Origin of the sequence: Mesorhizobium sp. NPDC059025 (genome assembly GCF_042739655.1) — a bacterium.
Taxonomy (GTDB): Bacteria; Pseudomonadota; Alphaproteobacteria; order Rhizobiales; family Rhizobiaceae; genus Mesorhizobium.
This window is the reverse complement of record NZ_JBHYIM010000001.1, coordinates 326,354-352,150: the sequence shown is the minus strand read 5'-3', so window position 1 is coordinate 352,150 and position 25,797 is coordinate 326,354. Positions and strand designations below refer to the sequence as shown.

Here is a 25,797-nt window from a genome sequence, read left to right as displayed (position 1 = left end):
TGCGATCAGGGCGTTTTCTTGCGCTTCAGATCCGGCGGTGTCGCTTCATCGACCAGGCGCGCGATCGCTTCGGCCAGCGATAGCGATTCCTGGTCGCGCGAGCCGAGGCGACGCACATTGACCGTCTCTTCTTCCGCCTCACGCTTGCCGCAGACGAGAATGACTGGAACCTTGGTCAGCGAATGTTCGCGGACCTTGTAGTTGATCTTCTCGTTGCGCAGGTCCGCCTGCACCGACAACCCGGCAGCCTTCAGCCTGTCGACGACGCTGCGCGCATAGTCGTCGGCTTCCGAGGTGATCGTCGCCACCACCACCTGCAGCGGTGCGAACCACAGCGGGAAATGGCCGGCATGGCTTTCGATGAGAATACCGAGGAAGCGCTCCAGCGAACCAACGATGGCGCGATGCACCATAACCGGCTGCTTCTTCTCCGAATCCGAGTCGATGTAGAAGGCGCCGAAACGCTCGGGCAGATTGAAGTCCACCTGCGTGGTGCCGCACTGCCATTCGCGACCGATGGCGTCCTTCAGCGTGTATTCGAACTTCGGACCATAGAACGTGCCCTCGCCCTCGTTGATGCCGGTCTTGATCCGGCTGTCCTCACGCGCCATGCGGGCCAGCGAGTTCTTCAGGATCTCCTCGGCGTGATCCCACATCGCATCGGTGCCGACGCGCTTCTCGGGCCGCGTGGCGAGCTTCACAACCACCTCTTCGAAGCCGAAATCCTTGTAGACCGACATCATCAGGTCGTTGATCTTGAGGATCTCGGACTCCAACTGTTCTTCCGTGCAGAAGACATGCGCATCGTCCTGCGTGAAACCGCGCACGCGCATCAGCCCGTGCAGTGCGCCTGAGGCCTCATATCGGTGCACGCTGCCGAATTCAGCAAGCCGGATCGGCAGATCCCGATAGGACTTCAGGCCATGCTTGAAGATCTGGACATGGCCCGGACAATTCATCGGCTTGAGCGCGAAGATGCGCTGGTCGGCGTCCGGATCTTCCGGATGAGTAAAGGCATGCGCGGATTTCACCGCGAACATGTTCTCCTGGTACCAGCCCCAGTGGCCCGAGGTTTCCCACAGCGACTTGTCGAGGATCTGCGGAGCGTTGACCTCCTGGTAGTCGTCGCCAAGGCGACGCCGCATATAGGCGACCAGATTCTGAAACATCTTCCAGCCCTTGGCGTGCCAGAATACGACGCCCGGACCTTCTTCCTGGAAGTGGAACAGGTCCATCTCGCGACCGAGGCGACGGTGGTCACGCTTCTCGGCCTCTTCCAGCATATGCAGATACTGGTCGAGCTGCGCCTGGTCGGCCCAGGCGGTGCCGTAGATGCGCGTCAGCATCGGATTGTTGGCATCGCCGCGCCAGTAGGCTCCGGCAACCTTCATCAGCTTGAAGGCTGTGCCGATCTGGCCGGTGGCGGCCATGTGCGGGCCACGACAGAGATCGAACCAGTCGCCCTGGAAATAGATCTTCAGGTCCTGATCTTCGGGAATGGCATCGATCAGCTCGACCTTGTAGCCTTCGCCCTTGTCGCGGAACACTTTCTTCGCGCGATCACGATCCCAGACCTCCTTGGTGAAGGGCTTGTTGCGCTGGATGATCTCCCGCATCTTCTTTTCGATGACGGGGAAATCCTCCGGCGTGAACGGCTCGTTGCGCGCGAAGTCGTAATAGAAGCCATTCTCGATCACCGGACCGATGGTGACCTGCGTTCCCGGCCACAGCTCCTGCACCGCTTCGGCCAGCACGTGAGCGGTATCATGCCGGATCAGCTCCAGCGCGCGCGGATCGTCGCGCGTGACGATCTCGACCTTGCCGGAAGCCTTCAGCGGATCCGACAGGTCGCGCAAGGTGCCGTCGACGGCATAGGCCACCGCCTTCTTGGCCAGCGACTTGGAGATGGATTCAGCGAGTTCGGTGCCGGTCGTCGCGGCATCGTAGTCGCGTACGGATCCGTCAGGGAATGTGAGGGAAACACTGGCCATGGTCTGCTCCTATCCAGTCCCGCATACGAACGCGGGTGGTTTTGTGCCGGATGATGCCCGGCGGCGAGCGGTCTTTTAGGGGCAGTTGCGGCGGACGTAAAGTGAAACGGCGCCGCGCCAGACAGAGCAACGCCGTTTGCTGGATCAACCCGCCGGTCGCCTTACTTGATCAGCCCAGGCAATTCCTCAAGAAATGCGGCGCGCACCACATGACCCATCAGCTTGTTGCTCTTGCCGCTGTTGATGACGAGCTTGGCAAAGACGACGCGTTTGCCATCCTTCTCGGCCCAGCCGACGAACCAGCCGACAGGCCTGCTGCGGTTGGGGGCACCATCCTTGCCGGCCAGCCAACCGGTTCCAGTCTTGCCCTTGACGTGCCAGCCGCCGGCTTCAAAAGCCGGCATGGCTGCTTCGGTCATCTCGTAGGCCTTTGCGGAGACCGGCAGCGTGCGGCTGGCGACACCGCGCAGAAAGGTGATCTGTTCATCAGGCGAGATCTTGAGCGAGGAGTTCAGCCAGGCCTGGGTGAGCCCATCGTTCTTGCCGGGATTGCCCGACACATCGCGATTGCCGTAGCTGAACTTCCTGACGTAGTCGCCGAAGCGCGCCGCGCCGAGCTTGCGGGTCAGTTCCTGCGAATACCAGACAACGGAGTCGGCCAGCCATATCGTCGGATCGACCGCGCGTTGGTGACGCTTGATGGCGTTGAATTCCGGCTTGTAGTCCCAGCGCGGGTTGTGTGGGTCGGTCAGGATGCCGGAATCGTAACCAATCAGCGCCAGCGGCACCTTGAAGGTAGAGAGGGCGCTCACGCGTTTGTCGCAACTGCCTTGCCGAAGCAGCGCGGCCCCGGTTGCGGCATCGACAACCACGGTGCATTCAGCCGCCGGCTTCGTTTTGGAGGTTTGCGCCGCCGCTGGCCAGCATGCGGCAAGCGACATCGCGACAAAGCCCGCACCGCAAAGGGTGGAGCGAACGGAAACAGACATCAATATTCTCCGGGAAACAGCGCTCAGTTGGTTTTGACCGTTATGCAGTCGAACTTCTGCCGCTTGAGCGCCGCGCAAGTCTTGCTCGCCGCTTTTGCATCCTCGAAGCCATCGAAACGCACACGATAGAGCGTTGTACCGTGTGCCTGTGTCTGCATGATCTGGCCGGCTGCTTCCCCATGGATAGAACGAACGAATTTCTGTGCGTTGCCCAGCAACGCCCTGGCTGCCGCCTGATCGGGCAGCGCACCGACCTGGATCTGCCAGGCCGACGGAATGAGCGCGACTTCCGTGTCGCCATCGCCCTGCTCGATCGTCGCGGCGTCCATCGTCTCAGATGGCGCGACGGCTTGTTTCGGCCTGCCTGTCGGCACCGGTGCGTTCGAGGCCACCAGGGGCGCGGATGTCGCGCTTCGCCCGGTGCTGAAGCGCTTCAGCAGGGCCTCCATCCGGTCATCGCGGCTGCGGGCCGTCTTGCCGCCGAGAACGACGCCGATCAGATGACCCTTGCCCTGCTCGAGCGACGACACCAGATTGTAGCCTGACACAGCCGTGTACCCGGTCTTCAGGCCGTCGACGCCGGCATAACGGTACATCAGATTGTTGTGTCCTTTCAGCCGTTTGCCATGAAAGACGAAAGACGGTTGAGAGAACAGCCTGAACAGTTTCGGGAAATCCCTTTCCAGTGCCATGCCAAGCACCGCCATGTCGCGGGCGGTCGTCAGCTGGCTGGTCTTGTCGGTCAATCCCGAGGGGTTGGCAAAGATCGTGTTGCGCAGCCCGAGCTGCCGCCCGCGCTTGGTCATCAGGCGCGCAAAGGCAGCTTCGGAACCGGACATATGTTCACCGAACGCCGCGGCAGCGTCATTGGCTGAAATCACGATCATGCCGTTGACGGCATCGCGTACACTGATGCTCTCGCCGGGCTTGAGCCAGAGCTTCATCGGAATCTTGGCTGCCGCATTTTTTGAAACGGCGATCTTATCGTCCCAGCCGAGCTTGCCTTGTTCGATCGCCTCGAAAGCAAGGTAGATCGTCATCAGCTTGGCGAGTGAGGCCGGCGCGTGCCGCTTGCCGGCGTTTTCGTGGCCCAGGACGCTCCCGGTCTGCGTGTCGAGCACCAGCCAGGACACGTCGGCGATGGCCGTTCCCGCGCTCAGCAAGACCGTGCCCATGGCCAGCGAGGCAGCAAAGACCTTGCGACCGAGCCACATATCGATGACCGGCATATCCGCTCCGTGAATTTAGAGACGTCCCGAGGGAGTATGTATGACTGAAATGCAGACGGGCCACCTGCCGGGAATGCGGCCCGTCACGTGAAATCCGCCGCCACTATTGTACGGAATTCATTAACGAAAAGTGGGTGGTTTTTTAACGATTTGGCGAATCCACAGCCTTGCGGCTGATCGACCAGTAACGCCATGGCGCGTACCAGGCATAGCGCCTATCGAGCACCGCCGGCACGTTGTCGATGCCGTGCGTACCGCCGGGACCACAGCGCATGACACGGAACAGTCCCATCCAGCCGCCGGTCCAAAGGCCATGCCTGGCGATTGCCTCATAGGCATATTCCGAACAGGTCGGCAGATGCCGGCATGTATTGCCGACAAAGCCCGAAAGCGTGAGCTGGTACAGCCGGACAAGAGCCGTGCCGGCCAGCCTGCCAGGGGTCTTACGCCAAGGGCCATCCCAGTTGCGGCCACGGGATATGGCAGGCCTTTCGCCGGCATGCCGGTGACCGCAGTCGTGCCCATGTCCGTCCGCTTCGTCGGTCATTGCAGATATCGCGCTCGCGCCGTCATCGGCAGTAGATGGCGTGCCTTGGCGAATTTCGCAACAGCTCCAACGCTTAGGGGGGAAGTGCGCAGCTGTTTTCTGTCCGGGATTGTGGGAACGCCCTAGTGATGGCCACGCCGGAAACCGACAAAGGCTGGCGTGACCGTGACCGGGACACCTTGTTCAATCAGGGAGAGCAGACCCAGCATCACCTCTTCATTCGGCTCGCCATAGACGTCGAGCCTGCGCATGATGCAGCTTTCCATCACGTCGCGAATATAGGGATCCGCCATCTTCCAGTGGGCAAGCATGGCTTCGGAGCTTGGCAAGACCTGCAGGCTGTTTGCCCGCATCGACTCCTCGTCGATGAAGGTTTCGACGACAAGCTGCGGACCGTGTGCCTCGGCAAACGCCACCGCATTGCGGATGGCCTGCTTGAACTGCTCAAGCTTGCCGGGACGAATGTCGAAACTGGACAGTTGCACAATGCGCTGCGACATCGCCGGCACCTACTGAACGGCTTCGGCCGGCGTCGTCGCGAGCAATGACGCCTTGGTCACGCGATTGACCTCGCCAAAGGGCGAGGATGCGACATAGACCAGTTCCAGGTCTTCGAGGGCGTTGAATGTTCCCGGCGTGCCGGCCGGCAGATAGAGCACCTCGCCCGGTCCTGCCGTCTGCCATTCGTCGCGGCTCGCAACCGTGCAGCGGCCGCGGATGACAATCAGCACCTCATCATAGGCAAATTCGAAATCGCTGGTCGCTCCCCTTGGTGCCCTGAGAAAACCGATTGCCCCGAATTTCGAGGTTGGCGCTTCATCCTCGTTGAGTACATCGGCCAGCTTTGTACCGGACCATTCCATCCAGTCCCGCACCTTCCCGGCCACGAACTTCTGGATGTCGGGCGTTTTCATATCCCCGGTATTCATTGCTCTTTCCTTCTCGGCAGCACCATCAAACCGGGGTCTTCACCCGGCTCGATCAGCTGCCTACAAGTTCAAGTAAACTTGAAGTCAAGGGCAATATGTGCGAAAAACACGAATGGAAACCACGCTCACCATCAATCAGCTTTCACGCCGCAGCGGCGTGGCGGCCTCGGCGCTGCGGTATTACGAGGAGCGCGGATTGATCCAGTCCGAGCGCAGAGGCTCGGGGCATCGCCGCTTCACCCGAGCCACCCTGCGACGGCTCGCCTTCATCGTCTTTGCCCAGCGCCTCGGCATGTCGCTTGCTGAAATCGGTGCCGAACTCGACAAGCTGCCGACAGACCACGTGCCGAAGGGCGCCGACTGGTCGTTGCTTTCCGGCCCCTGGTCGAATCGTATCGACGAGCGCATTGCCGAGCTGGAACGCCTGAAGACCGGCCTTGCGCAATGCATCAGTTGCGGCTGCCTGTCGCTGGAGTTTTGCCGGCTGGTCAACCCGCACGACAAGGCCGGAGCCCTCGGCCCCGGCCCGCACTACTGGCTTGGCGACCAGTCGTCGAACGACGACTAAAGCAATTCCAGCAAAAGTGCTCAGCGGCTTTACGTCTGGAATTGCGGAAATGCTCAACGTCCCATCTCGAACCGCGCGGACTTGTCGTCGCTAAATTCTCCTGCGCCGATCGGATTGCGGGCGCAGATAGCTATCCTGCCGCTGCGGCGGCTTCTTCAACGTCTGGAAGGTTGCAATCGTCAGCGCGTCGAGAAGCGCCTGGATGATCTCGGACATCACATTCACTCCGGTTTCGCGTATCTGTTTCATGACGCGATTCAACGCCTTCTGGCGCTTGTCTTCAAACGAGTATATTTTCGTACTCGGATAACCTGAGATTATGCGAATGAAGCGCAGCCGCTTGCCGCTGACTGCCCTCCGCTCTTTCGAGGCGGCTGGCCGCAATGCCAGTTTCAGCCGGGCTGCCGAGGAGCTGCACGTTTCGCAGGCCGCCGTCAGCCGCCAGATCCGCGAGCTGGAAACCACGCTCTGCACCCCGTTGTTCGAGCGCCTGCACCGCAGGGTCGTGTTGACCGAGCCCGGAAAGGCGCTGCTCAACCAGCTGACCGCCAGTTTCGACGGCATCGAGAGAATGCTGACGGATATCGCCAACCGCGGCCAGACACGTACCGCGCGGGTGAGTTCCGATGCGTCCATCGCCGCCTGCTGGCTGATCCCGCGCCTCGACCGTTTCCGGCGTATGAACCCGGACATCGATGTCGTGCTCGATGTCGATCCGCGGCTGATCGAGTTTCGCGCCGACCAGGCCGAGCTTGCCTTGCGATTTTCCTTCCGCAACACCAGCTGGCCGAACACCGAAGCGGAGCGCCTTGCCTACGCGCTCGAAACGCCTGTCCTGGCGCCGTCCCTGCTCGCCGGTGGCCCTGCAATCGAAAAGCCAGGCGACCTCCGCCGTTTCACCCTGCTGCACGAAGAAAGCCGCGAGCACTGGAAGAACTGGTTTCGGCTGGCCGGCGAGGAGGAAGCCGAGGTGCGGGCGCCGGGCCCGATGTATGCCGACATGGCGCTGTCCAAACAGGCTGCCCTGCTCGGCCACGGCGTGGCTTTGGTCGATCTCCTCTACATGCAGGACGAGCTCGCCGCCGGCACGCTGGTCCGGCCCTTCGCCACCGGGCTCAATTCAGGCAGCTACTTCCTGGTCGCGCGCAACCTCTCGAAACTCAGCGAGCCCGCCCGTATCTTCGCCGAATGGGTTCGCGCGGAGTTTGCCGCAAGCGTTGCCGCGCTGTCGTCAACCGAAAGTGAACGGTGCGTTCTCGCTGAGTGAATGGGCAACCCAGCCCGCCTCGCCTATCTCATTCACCGAATTGGACAATCCGCCACCAGCTCTGGTGGCCAGTCGAGGCCCGGCAAACTATCCTCAAGGATCACGCCGGCAGCCCAAAATGGGGATGACATGACCGACAAAGTTGAATTCGGACTGGATACGTTTGGCGATGTCACACTAGGCAGTGACGGCAAGTTGCTTCCGCAGGCTCAGGTGATCCGCAATCTCGTCGAGGAAGCCGTTCTGGCCGATGAGATCGGCATCGACTTCATCGGTGTTGGCGAACATCACCGTGACGATTTTGCCGTCTCGGCTCCCGAAACCGTGCTCGCCGGCATTGCCACGCGCACCAATCGCATCAAGCTGGGCTCGGCCGTCACGGTTCTGAGTTCGGACGATCCGATCCGTGTCTTCCAGCGCTTCTCCACCGTCGACGCGCTGTCGAACGGGCGTGCGGAAGTGATCCTTGGCCGCGGCTCCTTCACCGAATCCTTTCCGTTGTTCGGTTTCCGGCTCAATGACTACGAGACGCTGTTCACCGAAAAGCTCGACCTGTTCGCAGCAGTCCGCAAAGGCGAACCGATCACCTGGCAGGGTTCGATCCGGCCACCGCTCGAGGAGCAGTCGGTTTACCCACCGATCGAGAACGGCACCTTGAAGACCTGGATCGGTGTCGGCGGCAGCCCGGAATCGGTGGTGCGTGCAGCGCGCTACAACCTGCCCTTGATGCTTGCCATCATCGGCGGCGACCCCAAGCGCTTCCGTCCCTATGTCGATCTCTATCACCAGGCGCTCGATCAGCTCGGCGGAACGAATCTCCCGGTCGGCGTTCATTCGCCCGGCTATGTCGCCGATACCGACGAGCAGGCCCGGGAAGAGTTGTGGCCACATTACAAGCTGATGCGCGACCGCATTGGCGGCGAGCGCGGCTGGCCGCCGGCAACGCGTGCCGATTTCACCTCGGAAGTCGAGCGCGGGTCGCTTTATGTGGGTTCGCCGGAGACGGTGGCGCGCAAGGTCGCGGCAACGGTGAAGGCACTGGGCGCAGCGCGCTTCCAGATGAAGTATTCGTCCGGCCCATTGCCGCATGAGAAGATGATGCGGTCGATCGAGCTCTACGGCACCAAGGTGATCCCGATGGCGCGCGATATTCTGGCGGAAAAGCTGGAGCTTTCCGAAGCCTGACCACCTGCCGAAGGGCAGTAGACTTGCGGAACAAGCCAAAGGCCCGGCGTGGTTTCCCACGCCGGGCCTTTTCATTCAATAAGACGCGTTGGACGCGCTGCTCAGTCTTTGGCGTTCAGATCAGTGCCCAGTGTATCCTTCACGAACAGCGTGCCGATGATCAGCGACATCGCTGCGAAGACGATCGGATACCAGAGACCGTAGTAGATATCACCCTTGGCGGCGCTCAGCGCGAACACCGTTGCCGGCAGCAGGCCACCGAACCAGCCGTTGCCGATGTGATATGGCAGCGACATGCCGGTGTACCGGATGCGGGTCGGGAACATCTCGACCAGGATTGCCGCGATCGGCCCGTACACCATCGTCACATAGAGCACGAGGATGAACAGGATGCCGATCACCATCGGCCAGCTCACCTGCGCCGGATCAGCCACCATGGAGAACGCACCTGCGGCAGGGATGCTGTAGACGGTAACATCCGTGGCGCTGCCCGCCTCTTCCTGCGTCACGATCTTGTCCTTGACCGCCTGGGCGACCGGAACGGTGGTCTTTTCGCCGCCGCGGATGGCCGCGGCATCGAGCTTCAGTTCCGGGTTGGCCGTCACGAAGGCATCGAGCTTCTGATCGGCAACCTTGGCGGCGGCGCGAACCAGTGGATAGCCGCCGTCGTGTAGCGCGATGTTCACCGCCTTGGCAAAGACCGCATCCTTGGACTTGGCCTGGTCACCGGCGGCGACGGCGTCATAGGATTCGATCGTCTCGTTGCCGATCTTCACGGATGCGGCTGTGCCCGGTGCCGCCGTGGTCACGACATCATACGGAACCGAGTTCTTGGTCAGGAATGAAGTCGCGATATCGCACGATGTCGTGAACTTCGCCGTGCCGACCGGATTGAACTGGAACTTACAGTCTCCGGGCGCCGCGGTTACCGTCGCCCGGGTGGTCTGCTGGGCGGTAGCCAGCGCCGGATTGGCTGCCCAGGTCAGCGCCTTGAACAACGGGAAATAGGTGACGATGGCGAGCGCCAGGCCAGCCATGATGATTGGCTTGCGCCCGACCTTGTCGGAGAGCCAACCGAAAACCACGAAGAAGATGGTGCCGAGCGCCAGTGCGATCGCGATCATGATGTTGACCGAGTAGGCATCGACCTTCAGCACGTTCTGCAGGAAGAACAGTGCGTAGAACTGGCCGGAATACCAAACCACGGCCTGGCCGGCGGTAAGGCCGAACAAGGCGAGAAGCGCGATCTTGGCATTCTTCCACTGGCCGAAGGCCTCGGTCAACGGTGCCTTGGAACCCTTGCCTTCTTCCTTCATGCGCTGGAAGGTCGGCGATTCACTCAGCGTCAGTCGGATCCAGACGGAGACACCCAGCAGCACGACCGAGAGGAGGAACGGAATCCGCCAGCCCCATGCGGCGAAGGTCTCCTTGCTCATCGAGCCCTGGATAATCAGGATCACGATCAGCGACAGGAACAGGCCGAGCGTCGCCGTGGTCTGGATCCAGGACGTGTAGTAACCGCGACGATCATCGGGGGCATGTTCGGCAACATAGGTCGCCGCGCCACCATACTCACCACCCAGCGCCAGCCCTTGCAGCATGCGCAGGATGATCAGGATGGCGGGTGCCGCGATGCCCCATGACGCCGATCCGGGCAGCAGGCCGACCAGGAAGGTCGACAGGCCCATGATCAGGATGGTGACGAGGAAAGTGTATTTGCGGCCGACGAGATCGCCGATGCGGCCAAACACCAATGCACCGAACGGGCGCACCAGGAAGCCGGCGGCGAAGGCCAGCAACGCGAAAATGTTGCGTGTCGCTTCCGGATAGGAAGCAAAGAAGGTCGCGCCGATGAAAGCAGCCAGCGCGCCATAGAGGTAGAAATCGTACCATTCGAAAACGGTGCCCAGCGAGGAAGCGAAGATGACTTTCTTCTCTTCCCGCGTCATGCCGCGGCCAGTTCTGCCGGCGGTCTGTGCCATTGCCATGAGTGTTCCTCCCAAATGCCCCGATGCCGGCTGCCCATACCCTCCTCCGGATACGGACTCGGACCAGCCATCACGCAGAATCTGGCAGAAAGCGCCGGTCATGAGGACCGAGCAATTGGGATTATGACTTTGGTCTAATATGACCGATGGCTATCCATCGAGCGCTTCAAGCAGCGCCACCGCGGCCATCATGTCGCGCTTGCGGAAGGCGCGACGCGCCACCGCTTCCGAATCCTGGCCCCAATGTTCGACCTGCCAGTCTTCGTCGACATGGGCTGCAAGCCAGGCAGTTTCCGCCGCAAGCTCGCCCTGCTCCACGGCCATTGCGAGCAGCGCCGATCCCATGATCGAGGTCATGACATGGAGGGATGCCAGCCGGAATGGATCATTGCGGCGGGCAAGATGCGCACCGAGCACCGCGATGCTCTCCCGGGGCTGCTCGACATGGATAACACCTTCGGCAAGTTCAAAACGCGCGCCAAGCGACGTCTGCACCCAGTCGAGCACCGGATCCCAATGCGTGTTCTGGCGGTCGACCAGTCCCTGTGGACCATCGGCACGATAGCACAACAGGTCGGAGGCGGCGAAACGCAGGATATCCTCCAGAACTGCCTGTGTGTCGGCCGCGACACCGTCGATTGCCGTGTTGACGAGACGCAGCACCGGCATCGTCACCGGATCGATCACCTCTTCCTGCGCTTCGAACTCGGCTGCCACCAGTGCAGCGGCCTTTTCGGTCGGCAGCGCAAGCAACGCCTTGCCCGGCGTGCGGACAGGCTTGCCATCCAGCTGCACGACAAACCCATTGTCCGAAGGCACGACGGAGGCAGCCTTGTAGAAACGCTTCGGCAATGGTGTACGCATCTGGATCTGGGCGCGTCGCGTCGGATCCGGATCGGAAAGCTGCTTCCCCGCCTCGAGATCGCTCAAAATATCGCGCATTGCCGTTATACCCACTATGCCGTTTTTGGCCGTCTCGGCCGATTGACGACGCTCAAGCCGACGGCGATCAGCCCCAACGCCAGGAAGATCTTCCAGGTCAGCGGCTCGCCCAGGATCAACCAGCCGCATATGACACTGAATGCGGGTGACAGGAAGGCGAAACTCGACAATCCTGCCGCCGGATAACGCCGCATCAGCCAGAACCAGACGATATAGGTGATCGTGACGATATAGACAGCCTGGAACAGCAGTGCGCCGGTCGCCAGCGGCGTCACGTCGCGGAGCGCCGGCCCAGCCAGCGGCACCAGCGGGATCGCCATGATCGCTGAAACGACGAGTTGATAGAGCAGCACCTTTTCTGCGCTCGCGGTCTGCAACCTGGAACGCTTGATGGTCAGCGTCGTCAGCGCCCAGAACAGTCCGGCAGCGAGGCTGAGCAGATCCCCGAACAACGTCGACTGCCCGTTGCCACCAAGCCGGTCGGAAAAGATCACGATCACCCCACAGAAGGCCAGGACCAGCCCCAGCAACTTCCGCAACGTCATGCGCTCGCCAAGCCAGAAATGCGCGCCGACGAGCACCCAGAACGGCATTGTGTTCACCAGCAGCGAATTGCGCGCCACGGTCGTGTACTCCAGCGCCACGAACACGAGACTGAACTCGATTCCGAACAGCAGGCCCGCCAGGATACCGCCGAAAAGCGTGCCGTCCCGCTCGAACAGGCGGATGCCGCGGAACTGGCACCACAGGAACACCAGGGCGCAGGCGATGGCCGAGCGCGCAACGTTGAGGAAGATCGGATTGTAGCCGGCATTGGTCAGCTTTGCGGCGACACCGTTCAGGCCCCATGAAAAGGTCAGCACCAGCATGAAGCCCACCGCCGCGGCATCGATGGCGTCACGCCGGTCAAAGCTCTGGCTTGTAGTCATGACGCCCTCCGCAGGTTCTGCCGCCTAACCTCCCTATAGGAGGTCGGCAGCCGCGACATGATCCAAGGCACCCCTAGCGCAACTCCAGGAAAAGTCTGCAGCGGGTTTCCGTCCGGAATTGCGCAAAAACAAACAGCGTTTCCGAAAAATGGAAATGCTCTTGCGATGGTCACTGTGGAACGAAATCAGTCCTCGGCACTTGCCTCATCGAAGCCGAGCAGATTCCAGCTCTGGCGCATATGCGGCGGCATCGGCGCGGTGACGTCGATCACGCCCTTGTCCGGATGTGGGATGATGATCCGACGAGCATGAAGGTGCAGCCGGTTCTGCATGCCGCCCGGGAAATCCCAATTGGTGTCGGCCTCGAAATATTTCGGATCGCCGATGATCGGGCAACCGATATAGGCCGCATGCACACGCAGCTGATGTGTGCGGCCGGTGTAAGGTTCCATCTCCAGCCATGACAGCGACTGCGCCGCCTGCTCGACGATGCGGTAGTAGGAAACCGAGTGATCGGCCCCCTTCTCGCCATGCTTGGCAACGCGCACGCGATCGCCGTCCGGGGTCGGTTCCTTGACCAGCCAGGTCGATATCTTGTCCTCGCGCTTCGGCGGAACGCCCTTGACCAGGGCCCAATAGGTCTTCTTGGTTTCGCGGGCACGAAACGCTTCCGACAGTTTCATGGCAGCAAGCCGCGTGCGCGCGATGACCAGCACGCCCGACGTGTCGCGATCCAGTCGATGCACCAGGCGCGGCTTCTCGCCCTTCTTGTTGCGCCATGCCTCGAGCATGTCATCGACATTGCGCGTCACGCCCGAGCCGCCCTGCACGGCAAGGCCCGCCGGCTTGTTGAAGACGAAGACCTTGTCGTCTTCGTGCAGCAGCATCTTGGCGAGCACGTCGGCATCGCCCTGGTTGCGGATCGAATGGCCAGTGAGCTGATCGGCGCCACCCTTCTTGTCGACGTCGAGTGGCGGGATACGGATCACCTGCCCTGGTTCGACGCGCGTGTCGGTCTTGGCGCGCGCGCCGTTGACACGCACCTGACCGGAACGCAGCAGCTTCTGCAGCTGTACAAAGCTCAATCCGGGATAGTGGCTCTTGAACCAGCGATCGAGCCGCATGCCTGTTTCGCCGGCTTCCACCGTGATCTGTTCGACGCCTGCCATGGTCCGCCTTTATTGTTCGAAGCGGGCCAATAGCACTATGCGAGCGTTCTTACGAGCCACAGCCCGAGGAACAGCGCCAGAATCGCGCCGACGACGCTTGCCAGCGCATAGCCGGCGGCCGGGACGACGTCGCCACGCTCCCACAAGGTGGCGAAATCCAGCGAGAATGCAGAAAAGGTGGTGAAGCCGCCGAGGATACCGGTGGCGACGAACAGGCGCAGCTCCGTCGAAGCGCCACCGTAGCGGCGCGACAGCGTCTCGATGAAGGCGCCCATGATAAACGAGCCGATGATGTTGATCGCCATCGTGCCCCACGGAAAATTGGGACCGACAACCTTCAGCGCGCCGAGATTGAAGAGATGGCGGATGGCAGCGCCTATCGCACCACCAACCGCGACGAGGAGAAGCTGATACATCGACCTCGATCCCGCAGTCGCGACGTCAGGCCTAGGCCTGAGCCTTCTTGCCCTTGCTCGACGAGATCATCTTCCAGTTCTTGTAGAACATGGAGTTGATGCGCTCGACGCTCATCGAAACGACGGTCAACAGTCCGGCGATGACACCAGGAACCGGGGAAGGACGGATGACGTCCATGAACACGCAGTAGCGGCGACCATCATACTCGTTGACCGAGCGATGCAGCAGCGTGTCGTCGAAAATGTACATCGGGCTGTCGTGCCAGTAGTTCCTGGCGTCCTGGCATTCGACGAAGATTTCCGCGTTCACCGGGATCAGATTGTACAGCACCCGCAGCGAAAGGCGCAGCGGACCGAAATGCCAGGATGTCGATTCGCGACCCGAAAACACCGACACCGCAATCGTCTTCACATATTTGAAGTCCTTGTTGAACTCCGGCACGTTGTCGATCTTGTGCTTGCCATACCACTGGTAGACGTACATGCCGCGCCGGCCGGTACCGAAATTGGCGTCGATGTCGGCGATGATCTCGTTGCGGCGCTCCTTGAAGACGTTGAGCACCTCGTTGACTTCACGCTGGTAGTCAGCCGGAAACTGTTCCAGCTTCCACACACCCCAGTTCTTGTAGCTGATCAGATCGATCAGCAGATTGAAGGGCGACAACAGCCATGTGAACATGCCGTTGCCTGTGAAATAGAGGCTGAACAGCCGCTGGTCCTTCTTTTTGTTGCGCAGCACATCGATGAGCCCGCAAACAAGCCAGATCAGCGTGATGATCGGGATGAAATAGAAACCGAGCCCCAGAAGCACGACGGCGATGGCGGCCTTGCGGATTGCCTTGCGTTGATCTTTGGTCATGTGAGCCTGGCGCCTGGCGCCACCCTTGATAAGAGTTTCGCCGCGCCCTCGGCCGCGACGCATTCACCCCAGTGACGGCTGCATAGGCGCAATTGCCGTCGTGCACAAGACGGCACAAAACCCGTACCAGCAAGCATCTCACAAAATTGGAGGATAGCACTCACCTTTTTCACCGCATCGTTGCCGGACGGCATATTCGCGCGACTTAGGATCTATGCGGCCAACATGAAATCTGCGCACCGCCAGGCGACGATGATGCAAGGTGCGTTGGGGTCCCCGCCTGTCAGCGCCGGCTTGACGGATCCTGCTATCCATTACTTTCGCCTTTTCCTCCGGAGGATTGCGTCGCATTGGTAGGTCCGGAGTCGAGTTGCGGAGCCGCTCGAAGGAACATGAAGCCAAACCTGTCCTACCAAGCCATGAAGTCGGCCCTGCAGCACGACCTTGGTCCAATCTCGGCCTGGACCTCCGTGTCGGAGGGCGAGGAATCGCAGGTCTTCGGCATCCGGCTGGCGAATGAAGACTTTATCCTGCGTATCAACCGGCTGGCCGAGAGCTTTCACAAGGATGCATTTTGTTATCGGCACTTCGCTTCCGCCAGCCTGCCGATCCCGCAAATTCTGTCGATCGGCGAGATCGACGGGCATGCCTATTGTGTTTCAAGGCGCGCCGCGGGCAAGACCCTGCAGGACCTTTCGCCAGTGGAACTGCCGGCGATCGTTGCCCGCGTCGACGAAGTCATGGACGCCATCGCGAAGGCGCCTGTGGACGCCACGGCAGGCTTCGGTCGTTTCGATGCCAACGGAAGCGGCGGACACGAAAGTTGGCACGACTTCCTCGCGGCCATCACCGATCCCCAACACCATGACTGGGCAGATCACGAACCGGCAGTCGACCGGAACTGGATCGAGCCGCATCTATGTCTGCTTCACGAACTCATTCCATCGTGCCCGGAGACCAGATGCCTGGTACATGGCGATTTCGGCTCGAACAATGTGCTGACCGATGGCTTTGCCATCACCGGCGTGATCGACTGGAGCGAGGCACTGTTGGGCGATCCGCTTTACGACGTCGCCAATGTCTTGTTCTGGCGCCCATGGCTCGCCTGCATGGAAGCGCAGGCGCGGTACTTCGAAAATCACCGCCTGGATCTGGTGGGCAATGTGCAGGCCCTGCGCTGCTATCAGCTGCGTATCGGGCTGCAGCAGGTCTCCGAGTGCGCCTCGGCCGGAGACATGGCAGACCTGCGCTGGGCGATGGCTCGGTGCGACGAGATAGCCTCAACCCCACCCGTCTAGTCCGCCTTAACCTGGCAGCGCTCAGCCGCTGCCCGGACAATCCGGGGTCGCGAACATCGCTCGCGCGACTGCCTGGCAATCTCACATACGCAACGTATGCGTATTGAAATGCCACGCCGCAATCTTACATACGCCTCGTATGTCAATCGACGCGGCCGTGTCCCGCATCTTCGCATCGGCACGGCGCGAGAAATCTGAGAAGGACAAAACATGGCAAAACGTGAACCGGTTTTCCCGGCTGAGCGGCATGCGCTCTACGAAGCCCACGGCTATTCGGCCGCAATCCGCTCCAGCGATCTCCTGTTCGTTTCAGGTCAGGTCGGCAGCCGCACCGACGGTTCCCCAGAGCCCGATTTCAAGCGCCAGGTCGAACTCGCCTTCGAAAACCTGCAGGCAACTTTGAAGGCCGGCGGCTGTACGTTCGATGACATCGTCGATGTCACCACCTTCCATACGGATCCGGAAAACCAGTTCGAGAACATCATGGCCGTCAAGAACCGGATCTTCGACAAGGCGCCCTACCCGAACTGGACCGCGCTCGGGGTCAACTGGCTTGCCGGTTTCGATTTCGAGATCAAGGTCATCGCGCGCATTCCCGCAAGCGCATAAAGCGAAAGCTGCAGCTCGACTTCGAACAGAATTCGCGCACGTTACAGGCAAACCGCTCCGGTCCACCGGAGCGGTTTTTTTTCAGGTCAAAGCTTCGCCCACAATCCTGACCCGCTTCGAGCGGCATCTGTTCGAAATTCAGTCCTTTCCGACGTTTTCCGCTTCGCCGCGTCAAGGTTTCTTGTCTTGACCTCGCAAAGATAGCCAAGGCTAAGTTATTGAAAATAATAAATTAAAACCCAAAGCACATTGACGGCCACACAGCCTTTTGATAATCGACGAGCCATCGGGGAGTAGCCACCGGAAACGGGGCCGCATCAACATACTCGCGTTCTCGCGTGGTGCGGCCGGCGCTTTTGGCGCTCGGCAAGACCGTGACGAAAGCTTTTCCTGGACAGGAAAGCCTTGCTCGTCCGGCCAACGTCCTAACTCCGGGATCAGCGATGTCACCCGTTTCTATTGCCGTGCTGGCTATCGGCATGTCTGTCGACGCCTTGATTGCCGCGCTGGGGCGCGGTGCCTCTCCCATTCGCCCGACATTGTCTCAAGCAGTTCGAACCGGACTTGTGTTCGGTGTCGTCGAAATGCTGACGCCCCTCATCGGCTGGGCGTTGGGTGTCGCCGCCAGTCAATACATCCAGGCGGTCGACCATTGGGTTGCTTTCATCCTGCTGGCGGCCGTTGGTGGCAGGATGACAATCCACGCCCTTTCACGAAAAGACGCTGTGCAGGAGGAAACAGGCAGCCCTTCAGCGTTTGGCCTGTTGGCGACCGCCGTGGGAACAAGCCTTGACGCCATGGCCGTCGGCGTCTCTTTGGCCTTTCTAAACGTCAATATCTTCGTGATTGCCGCGGCGATCGGCCTGGCAACCATGGTGATGTCGACAGGCGGCATGCTCGCTGGACGATATCTGGGCGCGCGCTTTGGCAGATATGCCGAAATCGTCGGCGGCGTCGCCCTGATCGGCCTTGGCGCAAAGATACTCTTCGACCATCTGCTGGCCGCGTGACTTGCCCTCACTATCGGGGTAATTGCCGTCTCGCTCGGTTCCACGCGACCTGGACGACCACACCACAGGTGTTGCCTGACTATGCAGTTTTCCTCCTACATCATCTGCGGCACGCCGCGCTCGGGCAGCACCTTGCTTTGCAGCATGCTGGCTGAAACCCGCGTCGCAGGACGCCCTCATTCGTACTTCCGGCAGCAGGATGTTGCGGAATGGGCAGAAGATTGGGGCATCGAGCCGGCATCGTCCCCGGACGACGTGCAATTCGACAAGGACTATGTCGCCGCGATGCGGAGGGTCGGCGCCGACGGTACAGGTACTTTCGGCCTTCGCCTGATGTGGGCGAGCGTCACCGACGCCTCCCGGCGACTGGACAACGTTGCCGGCGGCAAGGCGGACATAACGACCAGGCTGGAAGAAACTTTCGGGCCGTCACTCTACATCCATCTGTCGCGCCTGGATAAGGTTGCACAAGCCGTCTCCCTGATCCGCGCGCAACAGAGCGGTTTGTGGCATCGCAACAGCGATGGCACCGTGCTCGAGGGCGAAGAAACACTCCGGCCCGTCGCCTACGATGGGGACCAGATCGGCGGGGTCGTGCGTGAGCTGGAAGAAGACGACGCGTCCTGGATCAATTTCTTCAAGCTGCGCGCCATCGAACCGCTGCGGCTGACATATGAGACAATGTCCACCGACCCACAGCTTGCCCTGTCGAACGTGCTGTCCGCGCTTGGCAGGGATCCCGAACTTGCCAGGACCATCAGGGCTGGAACAGCCAGGCTGGCAGACGCGACAAGCAGTGAGTGGGTTGCAAGATACAGACGTGAGACGGGACGAACCGCCTAGATTGCTTTTTCGCTTTCAGCCTTCCGCGGAAGGGGCTTATTCCCCCCTCTCCTTCCTCAGCTTCGACCAATACTCCAGGCGCTTCCTGATCTCGCGTTCGAAGCCGCGCTCCGGCGGGTCGTAGAATGTCTGCCGCCCCATCTTTTCCGGGAAATAGTCCTGGCCTGAAAAGGCGTCCGGCTCGTCGTGATCATAACGGTAACCGGTGCCGTAGCTTTCTTCCTTCATCAGCTTGGTAGGCGCGTTGAGGATGTGCTTGGGGGGCAGCAGCGAGCCATTTTCCTTCGCCGCCCGCGTCGCCGCCTTGAAAGCGTTGTAGACGGCGTTCGATTTCGGCGCGGTAGCGAGATAGACGCAGGCCTGCGCGAACGCCAGTTCACCTTCCGGTGAGCCGAGATAGTCATACGCATCCTTCGCCGCGTTGGCGATGACGAGTGCCTGCGGATCAGCCAGACCGATGTCCTCGACAGCCATGCGCACCAGCCGGCGGCCGAGATACAGCGGATCCTCGCCGGCATCGAACATGCGTGACAGGTAATAGAGCGCGGCATCGGGGTCGGAGCCCCTTACGGATTTGTGCAGCGCCGAGATCAGATTGTAGTGGCCATCCTGGCCCTTGTCGTAGATCGGCGCACGACGCTGCACCACGCCCTGCAGCCCGGCGGCGTCGAAAACTTCGCCCGGCTTGGCCGCGCGCCATACTTCCTCGGCGAGCGTCAGCGACGCGCGGCCGTCGCCGTCGGCCATGCGCACAAGCGCCTCCCTCGCCTCCTCATCGAGCGGCAGCGGCTTGCCTTCCGTCTCCTCCGCCCGCTCCAGCAGCTTGGCGATGCTGGCTTCGCCGAGCGACTGGAACACCAGAACGCGCGCGCGGGACAAAAGAGCCGCGTTCAGTTCGAAGGACGGGTTTTCGGTGGTGGCCCCGACCAGAATGACGGTGCCGTCTTCCATCACCGGCAGGAAACTGTCCTGCTGCGCTCGATTGAAGCGGTGGATCTCGTCGACGAAGAGCAGGGTCTGGCGCCCGTTGGAGCGACGCAGGCGGGCGGTCTCGAACACCTTCTTGAGGTCCGCCACGCCGGAGAAGATCGCCGAGATCTGTTCGAATGCCAGGCTGGTTTCGCCGGCGAGCAGCCTGGCCACCGTCGTCTTGCCGGTGCCCGGTGGTCCCCAGAAGATCATCGAGCCCAGCGAGCCCGACGCGATCATGCGCGAGAGCGCGCCGTCCGGCCCGGTCAGGTGCTCCTGACCGACAACTTCGGCAAGCGTCTTCGGACGCAACCGGTCGGCCAATGGCCTGCCAGGTGGCGCCTTTTCAACTTCATCGCTTCCGAACAGGTCGGCCATGTGGCAATTTCAGGCGTGTTTCCACGCTCCCAGAGGGGTCGTTGGGCCTAATAACGTAGGACTTGCCGCAGCGTCTGCCCACCCCGCTCCACCGTAAAGCGCCACCAGCGCGTGCTTTGCAGTGCAGCTTCTTCCAGCCGTTTGGCGGAATCGATGGTGATGCCATTCACCTCACGCACGATGTCGCCCGGCTGGAAACCGAAATCCGAAGCTGGCGAGGCGCTGGCAATGTCGACAAGAACCACGCCCTTGGCATCACTGCGCAAACCAAGCCGCTGTGCGAGGCGCGGCGAAAGATCCGCCACCCTGGCGCCCGCGAACGGGCTACGGCCACGCAGGAGTATCTGCTGCGTGGTGAGACCTTCCGGCGCGCGCTCGAGCGCAATCGCGATCTGCTGCTGCTGGCCCTTGGTGAGAACGCCGAACGTGGCATTCGAGCCGATCGTCAGCGTCGCCATGCGATAGTCGAGCGCCTCGATGCCTTCGATCACTGCGCCATTCAGCGTCTGGACGACGTCGCCGGGCTTCAGGCCGGCCTTGGCGGCCGGACCACCATCGGCGACGGAAGAGACGAGCGCGCCACCCACCTTCTCTATGCCCAGCGATTCAGCAATCTGTGGTGTCACCGCCTCGAACTCCGCGCCGATATAGGGGCGCTCGAAGAAGTCGCTGCCAGCCTTGGCGGCTTCCGCAAAGGCGCGCACCATGTTGGCGGGAATGGCGAAGCCGATGCCGATGGAACCGCCGCTGCGGCTGTAGATGGCTGTGTTGATGCCGACCAGCTGGCCACCCATGTTGATCAGCGCGCCGCCCGAATTGCCGGGATTGATGGCCGCATCGGTCTGGATGAAGTAGCCGGAATCCGAGATGCCGATATGGCTGCGCGCGAGCGCCGAAACGATACCGGACGTCGTGGTCTGGCCAACGCCGAACGGGTTGCCGATGGCCAGCACGAGGTCGCCGACCTCAAGCGCATCGGAATCGCCGATCGGAACGACCGGGAAAGGCTTGTCCGCAGAAATCTTCAGCACCGCGAGATCGAGCGTCTCGTCCTTCAACATCACCTTGGAGGTGAATTCGCGCCCGTCCGAGGTGGCGACCTTGACCTCGTCGGCGTTCTTGATGACGTGGAAGTTGGTGACGACGATACCGCTTGGATCAACCAGAACGCCGGAGCCCAGCGAGGACTGCGCACGCGGCACGGAGCGGCCGAAGAACTCTTCGAAGAAGGGATCGCCATCGAACGGCGACCGCACCCTGGCGGTCTGCGAGGCATAGACGTTGACCACGGCGGGCGCGGTCTGCTTGACCAGCGGCGCGAAGGAGAGCTGCACCTCCTCCCGACCGAACGGAACGCGCTTGTCTGGGCCACCGGTCGAATTCTCGCCTTCGACGCCGTGCAGCAGGTCCGTCAGCACATCGGACAGGCCTGGTTCGCTCTTGGCCGGCGGCTGCTGCGCATTCTCCTGCGCCAGCGAGTTGCCAGGCCCGAAAGCCAGCGACAGCGCCGTGAAGGCCAAAAACAGAATGAGGGACAGCCTGTTAGGACGCATACCGAATCCTCCGAACGAATTGCGCGCCATTGTCGCGATGAATGTGCAAAATGAAAGGCCGGATCGGTATTTCCGATCTTTTGTCGAATTGGGACCGGCGGAAACTTAGGTCGATCCGTCTGCCGGAAACGATAAACCCGCCGGGCGCGCCTCAAGGGACACCCGGCGGGTTTTGTCTAGCCCGACAATCAGCCGAGATAAGGATAAAGCGGGAAGCGCTCGGTCAGCGATACCACCTTGGCCTTGACCGCAGCCTCGACGGCCGCATTGCCCTCATCGGAATTGGCCACCTTGAGGCCGTCCAGCACTTCGGCGATCAGCTTGCCGATTTCGCGGAATTCGGCCTGGCCGAAACCGCGTGTCGTGCCAGCCGGAGTGCCGAGACGCACACCCGACGTGACGAACGGCTTTTCCGGATCGAACGGGATACCGTTCTTGTTGCAGGTGATGTTGGCGCGGCCAAGGGCAGCCTCGGCGCGTTTGCCGGTAGCATTCTTCGGCCGCAAATCGACCAGCATCAGATGGTTGTCGGTACCGTTGGAAACGATGTCGAGACCGGTCTCCTTCAGGCTCTCGGCCAGCACCTTGGCATTGGCAACGACGTTCTGGGCATAGATCTTGAAGTCCGGCTTCAGCGCCTCGCCGAATGCCACCGCCTTGGCGGCGATGACATGCATCAGCGGGCCACCCTGCAGACCGGGGAAGACCGCCGAATTGATCTTCTTGGCGATGTCCTCGTCGTTGGTCAGCACCATGCCGCCGCGCGGGCCGCGCAGCGACTTGTGGGTGGTGGTGGTCACCACATGCGCATGCGGCAGCGGGCTTGGATGCACGCCGCCGGCGACAAGGCCGGCGATATGAGCCATGTCGACCATCAGGTAGGCGCCGATCGAATCGGCGATCTCGCGGAAACGCTTCCAGTCCCAGACACGGGAATAGGCGGTGCCGCCGGCAAGGATCAGCTTGGGCTTGTGCTGCTGGGCGAGCTTCTCGATCTCTTCCATGTCGAGCAGATGATCGTCCTTGCGCACACCGTAGGAGACGACCTTGAACCACTTGCCGCTCATGTTGACGGGCGAGCCGTGGGTGAGATGACCACCGGAATTGAGGTCGAGGCCCATGAAGGTATCGCCCGGCTGTAGCAGCGCCAGGAACACCGCCTGGTTCATCTGGCTGCCGGAATTCGGCTGGACGTTGGCGAACTTGCAGTCGAACAGCTTCTTGGCACGCTCGATGGCAAGTTCTTCAGCCACATCGACGAACTGGCAGCCGCCGTAATAGCGCTTGCCCGGATAACCCTCGGCATATTTGTTGGTCATGATCGAGCCCTGCGCCTCGAGGACGGCGCGCGAGACGATGTTCTCGGAGGCGATCAGCTCGATCTCATGACGTTGGCGACCAAGCTCGTTGCGGATGGAGCCGAAGATCTCAGGATCGACCTCCGCGAGCGGTGTTCCAAAGAAGGATTCGAGGGAGTTCGAAACGGCCGCTGCTGTTGCCATGGACTGGGATCCTCACTGTCCGGAAAAGTCACGGCGCCATTAACACAGTTGTCCCGGCGCTGCCACGTTTACACTGCGAAATCCTCTGGCCGGATCGCGCCGTTTTCTTGAACCTTCCGGCCGGACAAACCAGGCGGGTCAATCAACACCGGTTCCTCTTGCCATTCGCACGATCTGATTGCAAAATGCAATCAGATTGGAGACAAAGATGGCCACGATGATCTTCGGCATGCTGACATCCCTGGACGGCTACATCACCGGGCCGGAAGGAGGCCCGGAGTTGCCGGTGCCGGAAGCGCCGCTGCACCGATACTTCAACCGGCTGATGCACGACACACGGGTCAGCGTCTGCGGCCGCAAACTCTATCAGGCGATGCGCTACTGGGACAGCGATCAGGCCGACTGGCCAGACGAGGCACGGGAGTTCGCGACGGCATGGCAGGCAACACCCAAATTCGTCTGTTCCACGACGCTGCGTGACGTTGGGCCGAATGCAACGCTGATCAACGAAGATGTCGCCGGAACGCTCAAGCACCTCAAGGCTGAAACCGAAGGCATCATTGATGTCGGCGGCGCTGAACTCGCGGCCAGCCTGGATGGACTGGATCTGATCGACGAGTACCACCTTTATGTTAATCCCGTGGTGCTTGGTGGTGGCAAGCCGTTCTTCGCCGGCAAGACGCCGAAACTCCGGTTCATCGGGCAGCGGATCCTGCCGCAGGATGTCGTGCTTCTGCGCTATGCAGCGGCATAATTGGTCCGCAGTCGGCTTGCATCGACATGCAGCCGCGTTTATCTATGCCCTGCAACCGTCGAGAAGAAAGGAGGGCTGCGTGTTCAGACATGATCAACATCGTCAGCGTGGCCCGATCCAGGCCCTGCAAATGCGTTTGCAGGGCTGACCAACGAGACGATCGCACTTAAGCATCTCTATCTGGTCTGCCCCAAGGGGTAGCGCGACATCGGCGACACGCCGACTTGTCCGCTCATCGTTACAATGACGAGCCAACGCAATCCGGCACACTGCCAGGCATCGGACATGCCTGGCATCCGGCGAGGCTCGCGACAGACCAGAGAAAAACAATGGCACTGATCAATCTCAAGGCACTCGGCGTCACGCTCGGCGCACGCCTGTTCTCCAATCTCGACCTTTCCGTGGAAGCTGGCGACCGGATCGGTATCGTCGCGGCGAACGGCAGAGGCAAGTCGACGCTGCTGCGCACCATCGCGGGCACATTCGAACCAACTGACGGCGATATCACCAAAGCGCGTGGCCTCACCATCGGCCACGTCGAACAGGACATGGCCCCCACACTGCTTACCCTGCCTTTCCACGAAGCCGTGCGCCAGGCCTTGCCGTCGGAGCAGGCGGAAAGCGAAAGCTGGCGTGCCGACGTGGTGCTGGAGACCTTCGAGGTGCCTGATGACCTGCGCGGCCGGCCGCTCGGTGCGCTGAGTGGTGGCTGGCAGCGCCTTGCCCTGCTGGCGCGCGTGTGGGTCAATGATCCCGATGCCTTGCTGCTCGACGAGCCCACCAATCACCTCGACCTCGCCCGCATACGCTGGCTGGAAGACTGGCTGAACAGCCTGCCGCAGAGCATCCCGCTGATCGTGGCCAGCCACGACCGTGCCTTCCTCGATGCCGTCACCAACCGCACGCTGTTCCTGCGCGCGGACCAGAGCCAGACCTTTGCCCTGCCCTATTCGAGGGCGCGGGTGGCGCTGGACGAGATCGACGCCTCGCAGGAGCGGCAATATCAGCGGGACATGAAGGCAGCACAGCAACTTCGTCGTCAGGCTGCCAAGTTGAACAACATCGGCATCAATTCCGGCAGCGACCTGCTCGTCATCAAGACCAAGCAGCTGAAGGACCGGGCCGAGCGACTGGAGGATGCGGCACGCCCGGCGCACCAGGAACGCTCGGCCGGCGCCATCCGCCTGGCAAACCGCGGCACCCATGCCAGGCAGTTGGTGACGCTGGACGATGCCGAAGTGACGACGCCCGACGGAACGTTGTTGTTCAGGACCGGCAAGCGCTGGATCTGCCAGGGCGACCGCATCGTGCTGCTTGGCCGCAATGGCTCGGGCAAATCACGACTGGTTGGCATGCTGCGCGACGCTATTTCGGGGAGCGACGGTGGCCAGTCCGGTATTCGTGCCACGCCATCGCTGGCGCTTGGCCATGTCGACCAGGCGCTTGCCGATCTCGGCAATACCGACACGCCCATGGCTGCGATCGGTCGCCGCTTTGAATTCGGCGATCAGCGGCTTCGATCGTTGCTGGCGGGTGCCGGCGTCGGCATCGATATGCAGGAGCGGCCGATCGGCCGGCTTTCCGGGGGACAGAAAGCCAGGCTGGCGATGCTGGTGCTGAGGTTGACCAATCCCAACTTCTACCTGCTCGACGAACCGACCAACCACCTCGACATCGAGGGCCAGGAGGCGTTGGAGACCGAACTGATGGCGCATGAGGCAAGCTGCCTGCTGGTCTCGCATGACCGCAGCTTCGTGCGCACGGTCGGCAACAGATTCTGGCAGATCGAAAATCGCAAGCTGATCGAAGTCGATGGACCGGAGCATTTCTTCGCAACCGTGTCCGGCGATGACTGAAGCTGATGGCCGGCGCT

At 61.4% G+C, this 25,797-nt stretch carries 25 protein-coding genes and 1 riboswitch; of the genes, 9 read left to right on the top strand and 16 right to left on the bottom strand.

Features of this window, described 5'->3' with window-relative positions; genetic code table 11:
• Nucleotides 1-5: 5 nt before the first annotated feature.
• From thrS to ACFWYE_RS01600, 6 genes are all read right to left on the bottom strand, one after another.
• Nucleotides 6-1,991: a threonine--tRNA ligase gene (gene thrS, locus ACFWYE_RS01625; protein WP_379109170.1), complete on the bottom strand. Its 1,986-nt coding sequence runs from the start codon at nt 1,989-1,991 to the stop codon at nt 6-8.
• 161 nt (nt 1,992-2,152) lie between these two features.
• The gene (gene blaOXA, locus ACFWYE_RS01620; RefSeq protein WP_379109168.1) at nt 2,153-2,980 is read right to left on the bottom strand and encodes a class D beta-lactamase; all 828 of its coding nucleotides are present in this window, start codon (nt 2,978-2,980) and stop codon (nt 2,153-2,155) included.
• Between the two features lie 23 nt (nt 2,981-3,003).
• Complete coding sequence (locus ACFWYE_RS01615) at nt 3,004-4,209, bottom strand: serine hydrolase (protein ID WP_379109166.1); 1,206 nt, start codon at nt 4,207-4,209, stop codon at nt 3,004-3,006.
• A 142-nt stretch (nt 4,210-4,351) separates the two neighbouring features.
• Nucleotides 4,352-4,756 (bottom strand): membrane protein insertion efficiency factor YidD, encoded by a 405-nt coding sequence (gene yidD, locus ACFWYE_RS01610; RefSeq protein WP_379109164.1) that lies wholly within the window; start codon nt 4,754-4,756, stop codon nt 4,352-4,354.
• Between the two features lie 122 nt (nt 4,757-4,878).
• Nucleotides 4,879-5,256, bottom strand: a complete 378-nt coding sequence (locus ACFWYE_RS01605) for a hypothetical protein (RefSeq protein ID WP_379109163.1) — start codon at nt 5,254-5,256, stop codon at nt 4,879-4,881.
• A 9-nt stretch (nt 5,257-5,265) separates the two neighbouring features.
• Nucleotides 5,266-5,685: a hypothetical protein gene (locus tag ACFWYE_RS01600; protein WP_379109161.1), complete on the bottom strand. Its 420-nt coding sequence runs from the start codon at nt 5,683-5,685 to the stop codon at nt 5,266-5,268.
• Nucleotides 5,686-5,797: 112 nt separating this feature from the next.
• On the opposite strand from ACFWYE_RS01600, the gene soxR reads away from it, so the two are divergent.
• Nucleotides 5,798-6,253 (top strand): redox-sensitive transcriptional activator SoxR, encoded by a 456-nt coding sequence (gene soxR, locus ACFWYE_RS01595; RefSeq protein WP_379070165.1) that lies wholly within the window; start codon nt 5,798-5,800, stop codon nt 6,251-6,253.
• Nucleotides 6,254-6,343: 90 nt separating this feature from the next.
• Here soxR and ACFWYE_RS01590 read toward each other — a convergent pair whose 3' ends face one another.
• The gene (locus ACFWYE_RS01590; protein WP_379109159.1) at nt 6,344-6,502 is read right to left on the bottom strand and encodes a hypothetical protein; all 159 of its coding nucleotides are present in this window, start codon (nt 6,500-6,502) and stop codon (nt 6,344-6,346) included.
• 76 nt (nt 6,503-6,578) lie between these two features.
• Between ACFWYE_RS01590 and ACFWYE_RS01585 the strand changes: the two genes are divergently transcribed.
• Entirely contained in the window at nt 6,579-7,520 is a 942-nt protein-coding gene (locus ACFWYE_RS01585) for a LysR substrate-binding domain-containing protein (RefSeq protein ID WP_379070159.1), read from the top strand.
• A 129-nt stretch (nt 7,521-7,649) separates the two neighbouring features.
• Nucleotides 7,650-8,705 carry an LLM class flavin-dependent oxidoreductase gene (locus ACFWYE_RS01580; protein ID WP_379109158.1) on the top strand — a complete coding sequence of 352 codons (1,056 nt, stop codon included), beginning with the start codon at nt 7,650-7,652 and terminating at the stop codon, nt 8,703-8,705.
• A gap of 101 nt (nt 8,706-8,806) precedes the next feature.
• On the opposite strand, the gene ACFWYE_RS01575 is transcribed toward ACFWYE_RS01580, so the two are convergent.
• The 6 genes from ACFWYE_RS01575 to ACFWYE_RS01550 form a co-directional block, all read right to left on the bottom strand.
• Nucleotides 8,807-10,693 carry an MFS transporter gene (locus ACFWYE_RS01575; protein WP_379070153.1) on the bottom strand — a complete coding sequence of 629 codons (1,887 nt, stop codon included), beginning with the start codon at nt 10,691-10,693 and terminating at the stop codon, nt 8,807-8,809.
• Nucleotides 10,694-10,843: 150 nt separating this feature from the next.
• Nucleotides 10,844-11,635, bottom strand: a complete 792-nt coding sequence (locus ACFWYE_RS01570; RefSeq protein ID WP_379070150.1) for an ATP12 family chaperone protein — start codon at nt 11,633-11,635, stop codon at nt 10,844-10,846.
• A gap of 14 nt (nt 11,636-11,649) precedes the next feature.
• Nucleotides 11,650-12,564, bottom strand: a complete 915-nt coding sequence (locus ACFWYE_RS01565) for a DMT family transporter (protein WP_379109157.1) — start codon at nt 12,562-12,564, stop codon at nt 11,650-11,652.
• Between the two features lie 185 nt (nt 12,565-12,749).
• Complete coding sequence (locus tag ACFWYE_RS01560; protein WP_379070144.1) at nt 12,750-13,733, bottom strand: RluA family pseudouridine synthase; 984 nt, start codon at nt 13,731-13,733, stop codon at nt 12,750-12,752.
• A gap of 35 nt (nt 13,734-13,768) precedes the next feature.
• Entirely contained in the window at nt 13,769-14,149 is a 381-nt protein-coding gene (gene crcB / locus ACFWYE_RS01555; RefSeq protein WP_379109155.1) for a fluoride efflux transporter CrcB, read from the bottom strand.
• A gap of 31 nt (nt 14,150-14,180) precedes the next feature.
• Complete coding sequence (locus ACFWYE_RS01550; protein WP_379070138.1) at nt 14,181-15,008, bottom strand: aspartyl/asparaginyl beta-hydroxylase domain-containing protein; 828 nt, start codon at nt 15,006-15,008, stop codon at nt 14,181-14,183.
• Between the two features lie 392 nt (nt 15,009-15,400).
• On the opposite strand from ACFWYE_RS01550, the gene ACFWYE_RS01545 reads away from it, so the two are divergent.
• From ACFWYE_RS01545 to ACFWYE_RS01530, 4 genes are all read left to right on the top strand, one after another.
• On the top strand, nt 15,401-16,306 hold the full coding sequence (locus tag ACFWYE_RS01545; RefSeq protein WP_379109153.1) for a phosphotransferase family protein: 906 nt from the start codon (nt 15,401-15,403) through the stop codon (nt 16,304-16,306).
• Nucleotides 16,307-16,516: 210 nt separating this feature from the next.
• Nucleotides 16,517-16,915 (top strand): RidA family protein, encoded by a 399-nt coding sequence (locus ACFWYE_RS01540; protein WP_379070132.1) that lies wholly within the window; start codon nt 16,517-16,519, stop codon nt 16,913-16,915.
• A 276-nt stretch (nt 16,916-17,191) separates the two neighbouring features.
• Nucleotides 17,192-17,418: riboswitch (yybP-ykoY riboswitch) on the top strand.
• The gene (locus ACFWYE_RS01535; protein ID WP_379109151.1) at nt 17,395-17,925 is read left to right on the top strand and encodes a manganese efflux pump MntP family protein; all 531 of its coding nucleotides are present in this window, start codon (nt 17,395-17,397) and stop codon (nt 17,923-17,925) included. It overlaps the preceding riboswitch by 24 nt.
• 81 nt (nt 17,926-18,006) lie before the next feature.
• Nucleotides 18,007-18,768, top strand: a complete 762-nt coding sequence (locus ACFWYE_RS01530) for a Stf0 family sulfotransferase (RefSeq protein ID WP_379109150.1) — start codon at nt 18,007-18,009, stop codon at nt 18,766-18,768.
• 36 nt (nt 18,769-18,804) lie between these two features.
• On the opposite strand, the gene ACFWYE_RS01525 is transcribed toward ACFWYE_RS01530, so the two are convergent.
• From ACFWYE_RS01525 to glyA, 3 genes are all read right to left on the bottom strand, one after another.
• The gene (locus tag ACFWYE_RS01525; RefSeq protein ID WP_379070123.1) at nt 18,805-20,115 is read right to left on the bottom strand and encodes a replication-associated recombination protein A; all 1,311 of its coding nucleotides are present in this window, start codon (nt 20,113-20,115) and stop codon (nt 18,805-18,807) included.
• Nucleotides 20,116-20,162: 47 nt separating this feature from the next.
• Nucleotides 20,163-21,668: a DegQ family serine endoprotease gene (locus tag ACFWYE_RS01520; protein WP_379109148.1), complete on the bottom strand. Its 1,506-nt coding sequence runs from the start codon at nt 21,666-21,668 to the stop codon at nt 20,163-20,165.
• Between the two features lie 188 nt (nt 21,669-21,856).
• Complete coding sequence (gene glyA / locus ACFWYE_RS01515; RefSeq protein WP_379109146.1) at nt 21,857-23,170, bottom strand: serine hydroxymethyltransferase; 1,314 nt, start codon at nt 23,168-23,170, stop codon at nt 21,857-21,859.
• Nucleotides 23,171-23,378: 208 nt separating this feature from the next.
• On the opposite strand from glyA, the gene ACFWYE_RS01510 reads away from it, so the two are divergent.
• Together ACFWYE_RS01510 and ACFWYE_RS01505 are read left to right on the top strand one after the other, a co-directional pair.
• Nucleotides 23,379-23,924: a dihydrofolate reductase family protein gene (locus ACFWYE_RS01510; protein WP_379070113.1), complete on the top strand. Its 546-nt coding sequence runs from the start codon at nt 23,379-23,381 to the stop codon at nt 23,922-23,924.
• A 329-nt stretch (nt 23,925-24,253) separates the two neighbouring features.
• Complete coding sequence (locus ACFWYE_RS01505) at nt 24,254-25,780, top strand: ABC-F family ATP-binding cassette domain-containing protein (RefSeq protein WP_379109144.1); 1,527 nt, start codon at nt 24,254-24,256, stop codon at nt 25,778-25,780.
• The last annotated feature ends 17 nt before the right edge of the window (nt 25,781-25,797 follow it).

What these genes read in the sequence shown, in the direction of transcription:
- thrS (WP_379109170.1), bottom strand. Translation starts at nt 1,991, where the DNA reads ATGGCCAGTGTTTCCCTCACATTCCCTGACGGATCCGTACGCGACTAC.
- blaOXA (WP_379109168.1), bottom strand. Translation starts at nt 2,980, where the DNA reads ATGTCTGTTTCCGTTCGCTCCACCCTTTGCGGTGCGGGCTTTGTCGCG.
- ACFWYE_RS01615 (WP_379109166.1), bottom strand. Translation starts at nt 4,209, where the DNA reads ATGCCGGTCATCGATATGTGGCTCGGTCGCAAGGTCTTTGCTGCCTCG.
- yidD (WP_379109164.1), bottom strand. Translation starts at nt 4,756, where the DNA reads ATGACCGACGAAGCGGACGGACATGGGCACGACTGCGGTCACCGGCAT.
- ACFWYE_RS01605 (WP_379109163.1), bottom strand. Translation starts at nt 5,256, where the DNA reads ATGTCGCAGCGCATTGTGCAACTGTCCAGTTTCGACATTCGTCCCGGC.
- ACFWYE_RS01600 (WP_379109161.1), bottom strand. Translation starts at nt 5,685, where the DNA reads ATGAATACCGGGGATATGAAAACGCCCGACATCCAGAAGTTCGTGGCC.
- soxR (WP_379070165.1), top strand. Translation starts at nt 5,798, where the DNA reads ATGGAAACCACGCTCACCATCAATCAGCTTTCACGCCGCAGCGGCGTG.
- ACFWYE_RS01590 (WP_379109159.1), bottom strand. Translation starts at nt 6,502, where the DNA reads ATGAAACAGATACGCGAAACCGGAGTGAATGTGATGTCCGAGATCATC.
- ACFWYE_RS01585 (WP_379070159.1), top strand. Translation starts at nt 6,579, where the DNA reads ATGAAGCGCAGCCGCTTGCCGCTGACTGCCCTCCGCTCTTTCGAGGCG.
- ACFWYE_RS01580 (WP_379109158.1), top strand. Translation starts at nt 7,650, where the DNA reads ATGACCGACAAAGTTGAATTCGGACTGGATACGTTTGGCGATGTCACA.
- ACFWYE_RS01575 (WP_379070153.1), bottom strand. Translation starts at nt 10,693, where the DNA reads ATGGCAATGGCACAGACCGCCGGCAGAACTGGCCGCGGCATGACGCGG.
- ACFWYE_RS01570 (WP_379070150.1), bottom strand. Translation starts at nt 11,635, where the DNA reads ATGCGCGATATTTTGAGCGATCTCGAGGCGGGGAAGCAGCTTTCCGAT.
- ACFWYE_RS01565 (WP_379109157.1), bottom strand. Translation starts at nt 12,564, where the DNA reads ATGACTACAAGCCAGAGCTTTGACCGGCGTGACGCCATCGATGCCGCG.
- ACFWYE_RS01560 (WP_379070144.1), bottom strand. Translation starts at nt 13,733, where the DNA reads ATGGCAGGCGTCGAACAGATCACGGTGGAAGCCGGCGAAACAGGCATG.
- crcB (WP_379109155.1), bottom strand. Translation starts at nt 14,149, where the DNA reads ATGTATCAGCTTCTCCTCGTCGCGGTTGGTGGTGCGATAGGCGCTGCC.
- ACFWYE_RS01550 (WP_379070138.1), bottom strand. Translation starts at nt 15,008, where the DNA reads ATGACCAAAGATCAACGCAAGGCAATCCGCAAGGCCGCCATCGCCGTC.
- ACFWYE_RS01545 (WP_379109153.1), top strand. Translation starts at nt 15,401, where the DNA reads ATGAAGCCAAACCTGTCCTACCAAGCCATGAAGTCGGCCCTGCAGCAC.
- ACFWYE_RS01540 (WP_379070132.1), top strand. Translation starts at nt 16,517, where the DNA reads ATGGCAAAACGTGAACCGGTTTTCCCGGCTGAGCGGCATGCGCTCTAC.
- ACFWYE_RS01535 (WP_379109151.1), top strand. Translation starts at nt 17,395, where the DNA reads ATGTCTGTCGACGCCTTGATTGCCGCGCTGGGGCGCGGTGCCTCTCCC.
- ACFWYE_RS01530 (WP_379109150.1), top strand. Translation starts at nt 18,007, where the DNA reads ATGCAGTTTTCCTCCTACATCATCTGCGGCACGCCGCGCTCGGGCAGC.
- ACFWYE_RS01525 (WP_379070123.1), bottom strand. Translation starts at nt 20,115, where the DNA reads ATGGCCGACCTGTTCGGAAGCGATGAAGTTGAAAAGGCGCCACCTGGC.
- ACFWYE_RS01520 (WP_379109148.1), bottom strand. Translation starts at nt 21,668, where the DNA reads ATGCGTCCTAACAGGCTGTCCCTCATTCTGTTTTTGGCCTTCACGGCG.
- glyA (WP_379109146.1), bottom strand. Translation starts at nt 23,170, where the DNA reads ATGGCAACAGCAGCGGCCGTTTCGAACTCCCTCGAATCCTTCTTTGGA.
- ACFWYE_RS01510 (WP_379070113.1), top strand. Translation starts at nt 23,379, where the DNA reads ATGGCCACGATGATCTTCGGCATGCTGACATCCCTGGACGGCTACATC.
- ACFWYE_RS01505 (WP_379109144.1), top strand. Translation starts at nt 24,254, where the DNA reads ATGGCACTGATCAATCTCAAGGCACTCGGCGTCACGCTCGGCGCACGC.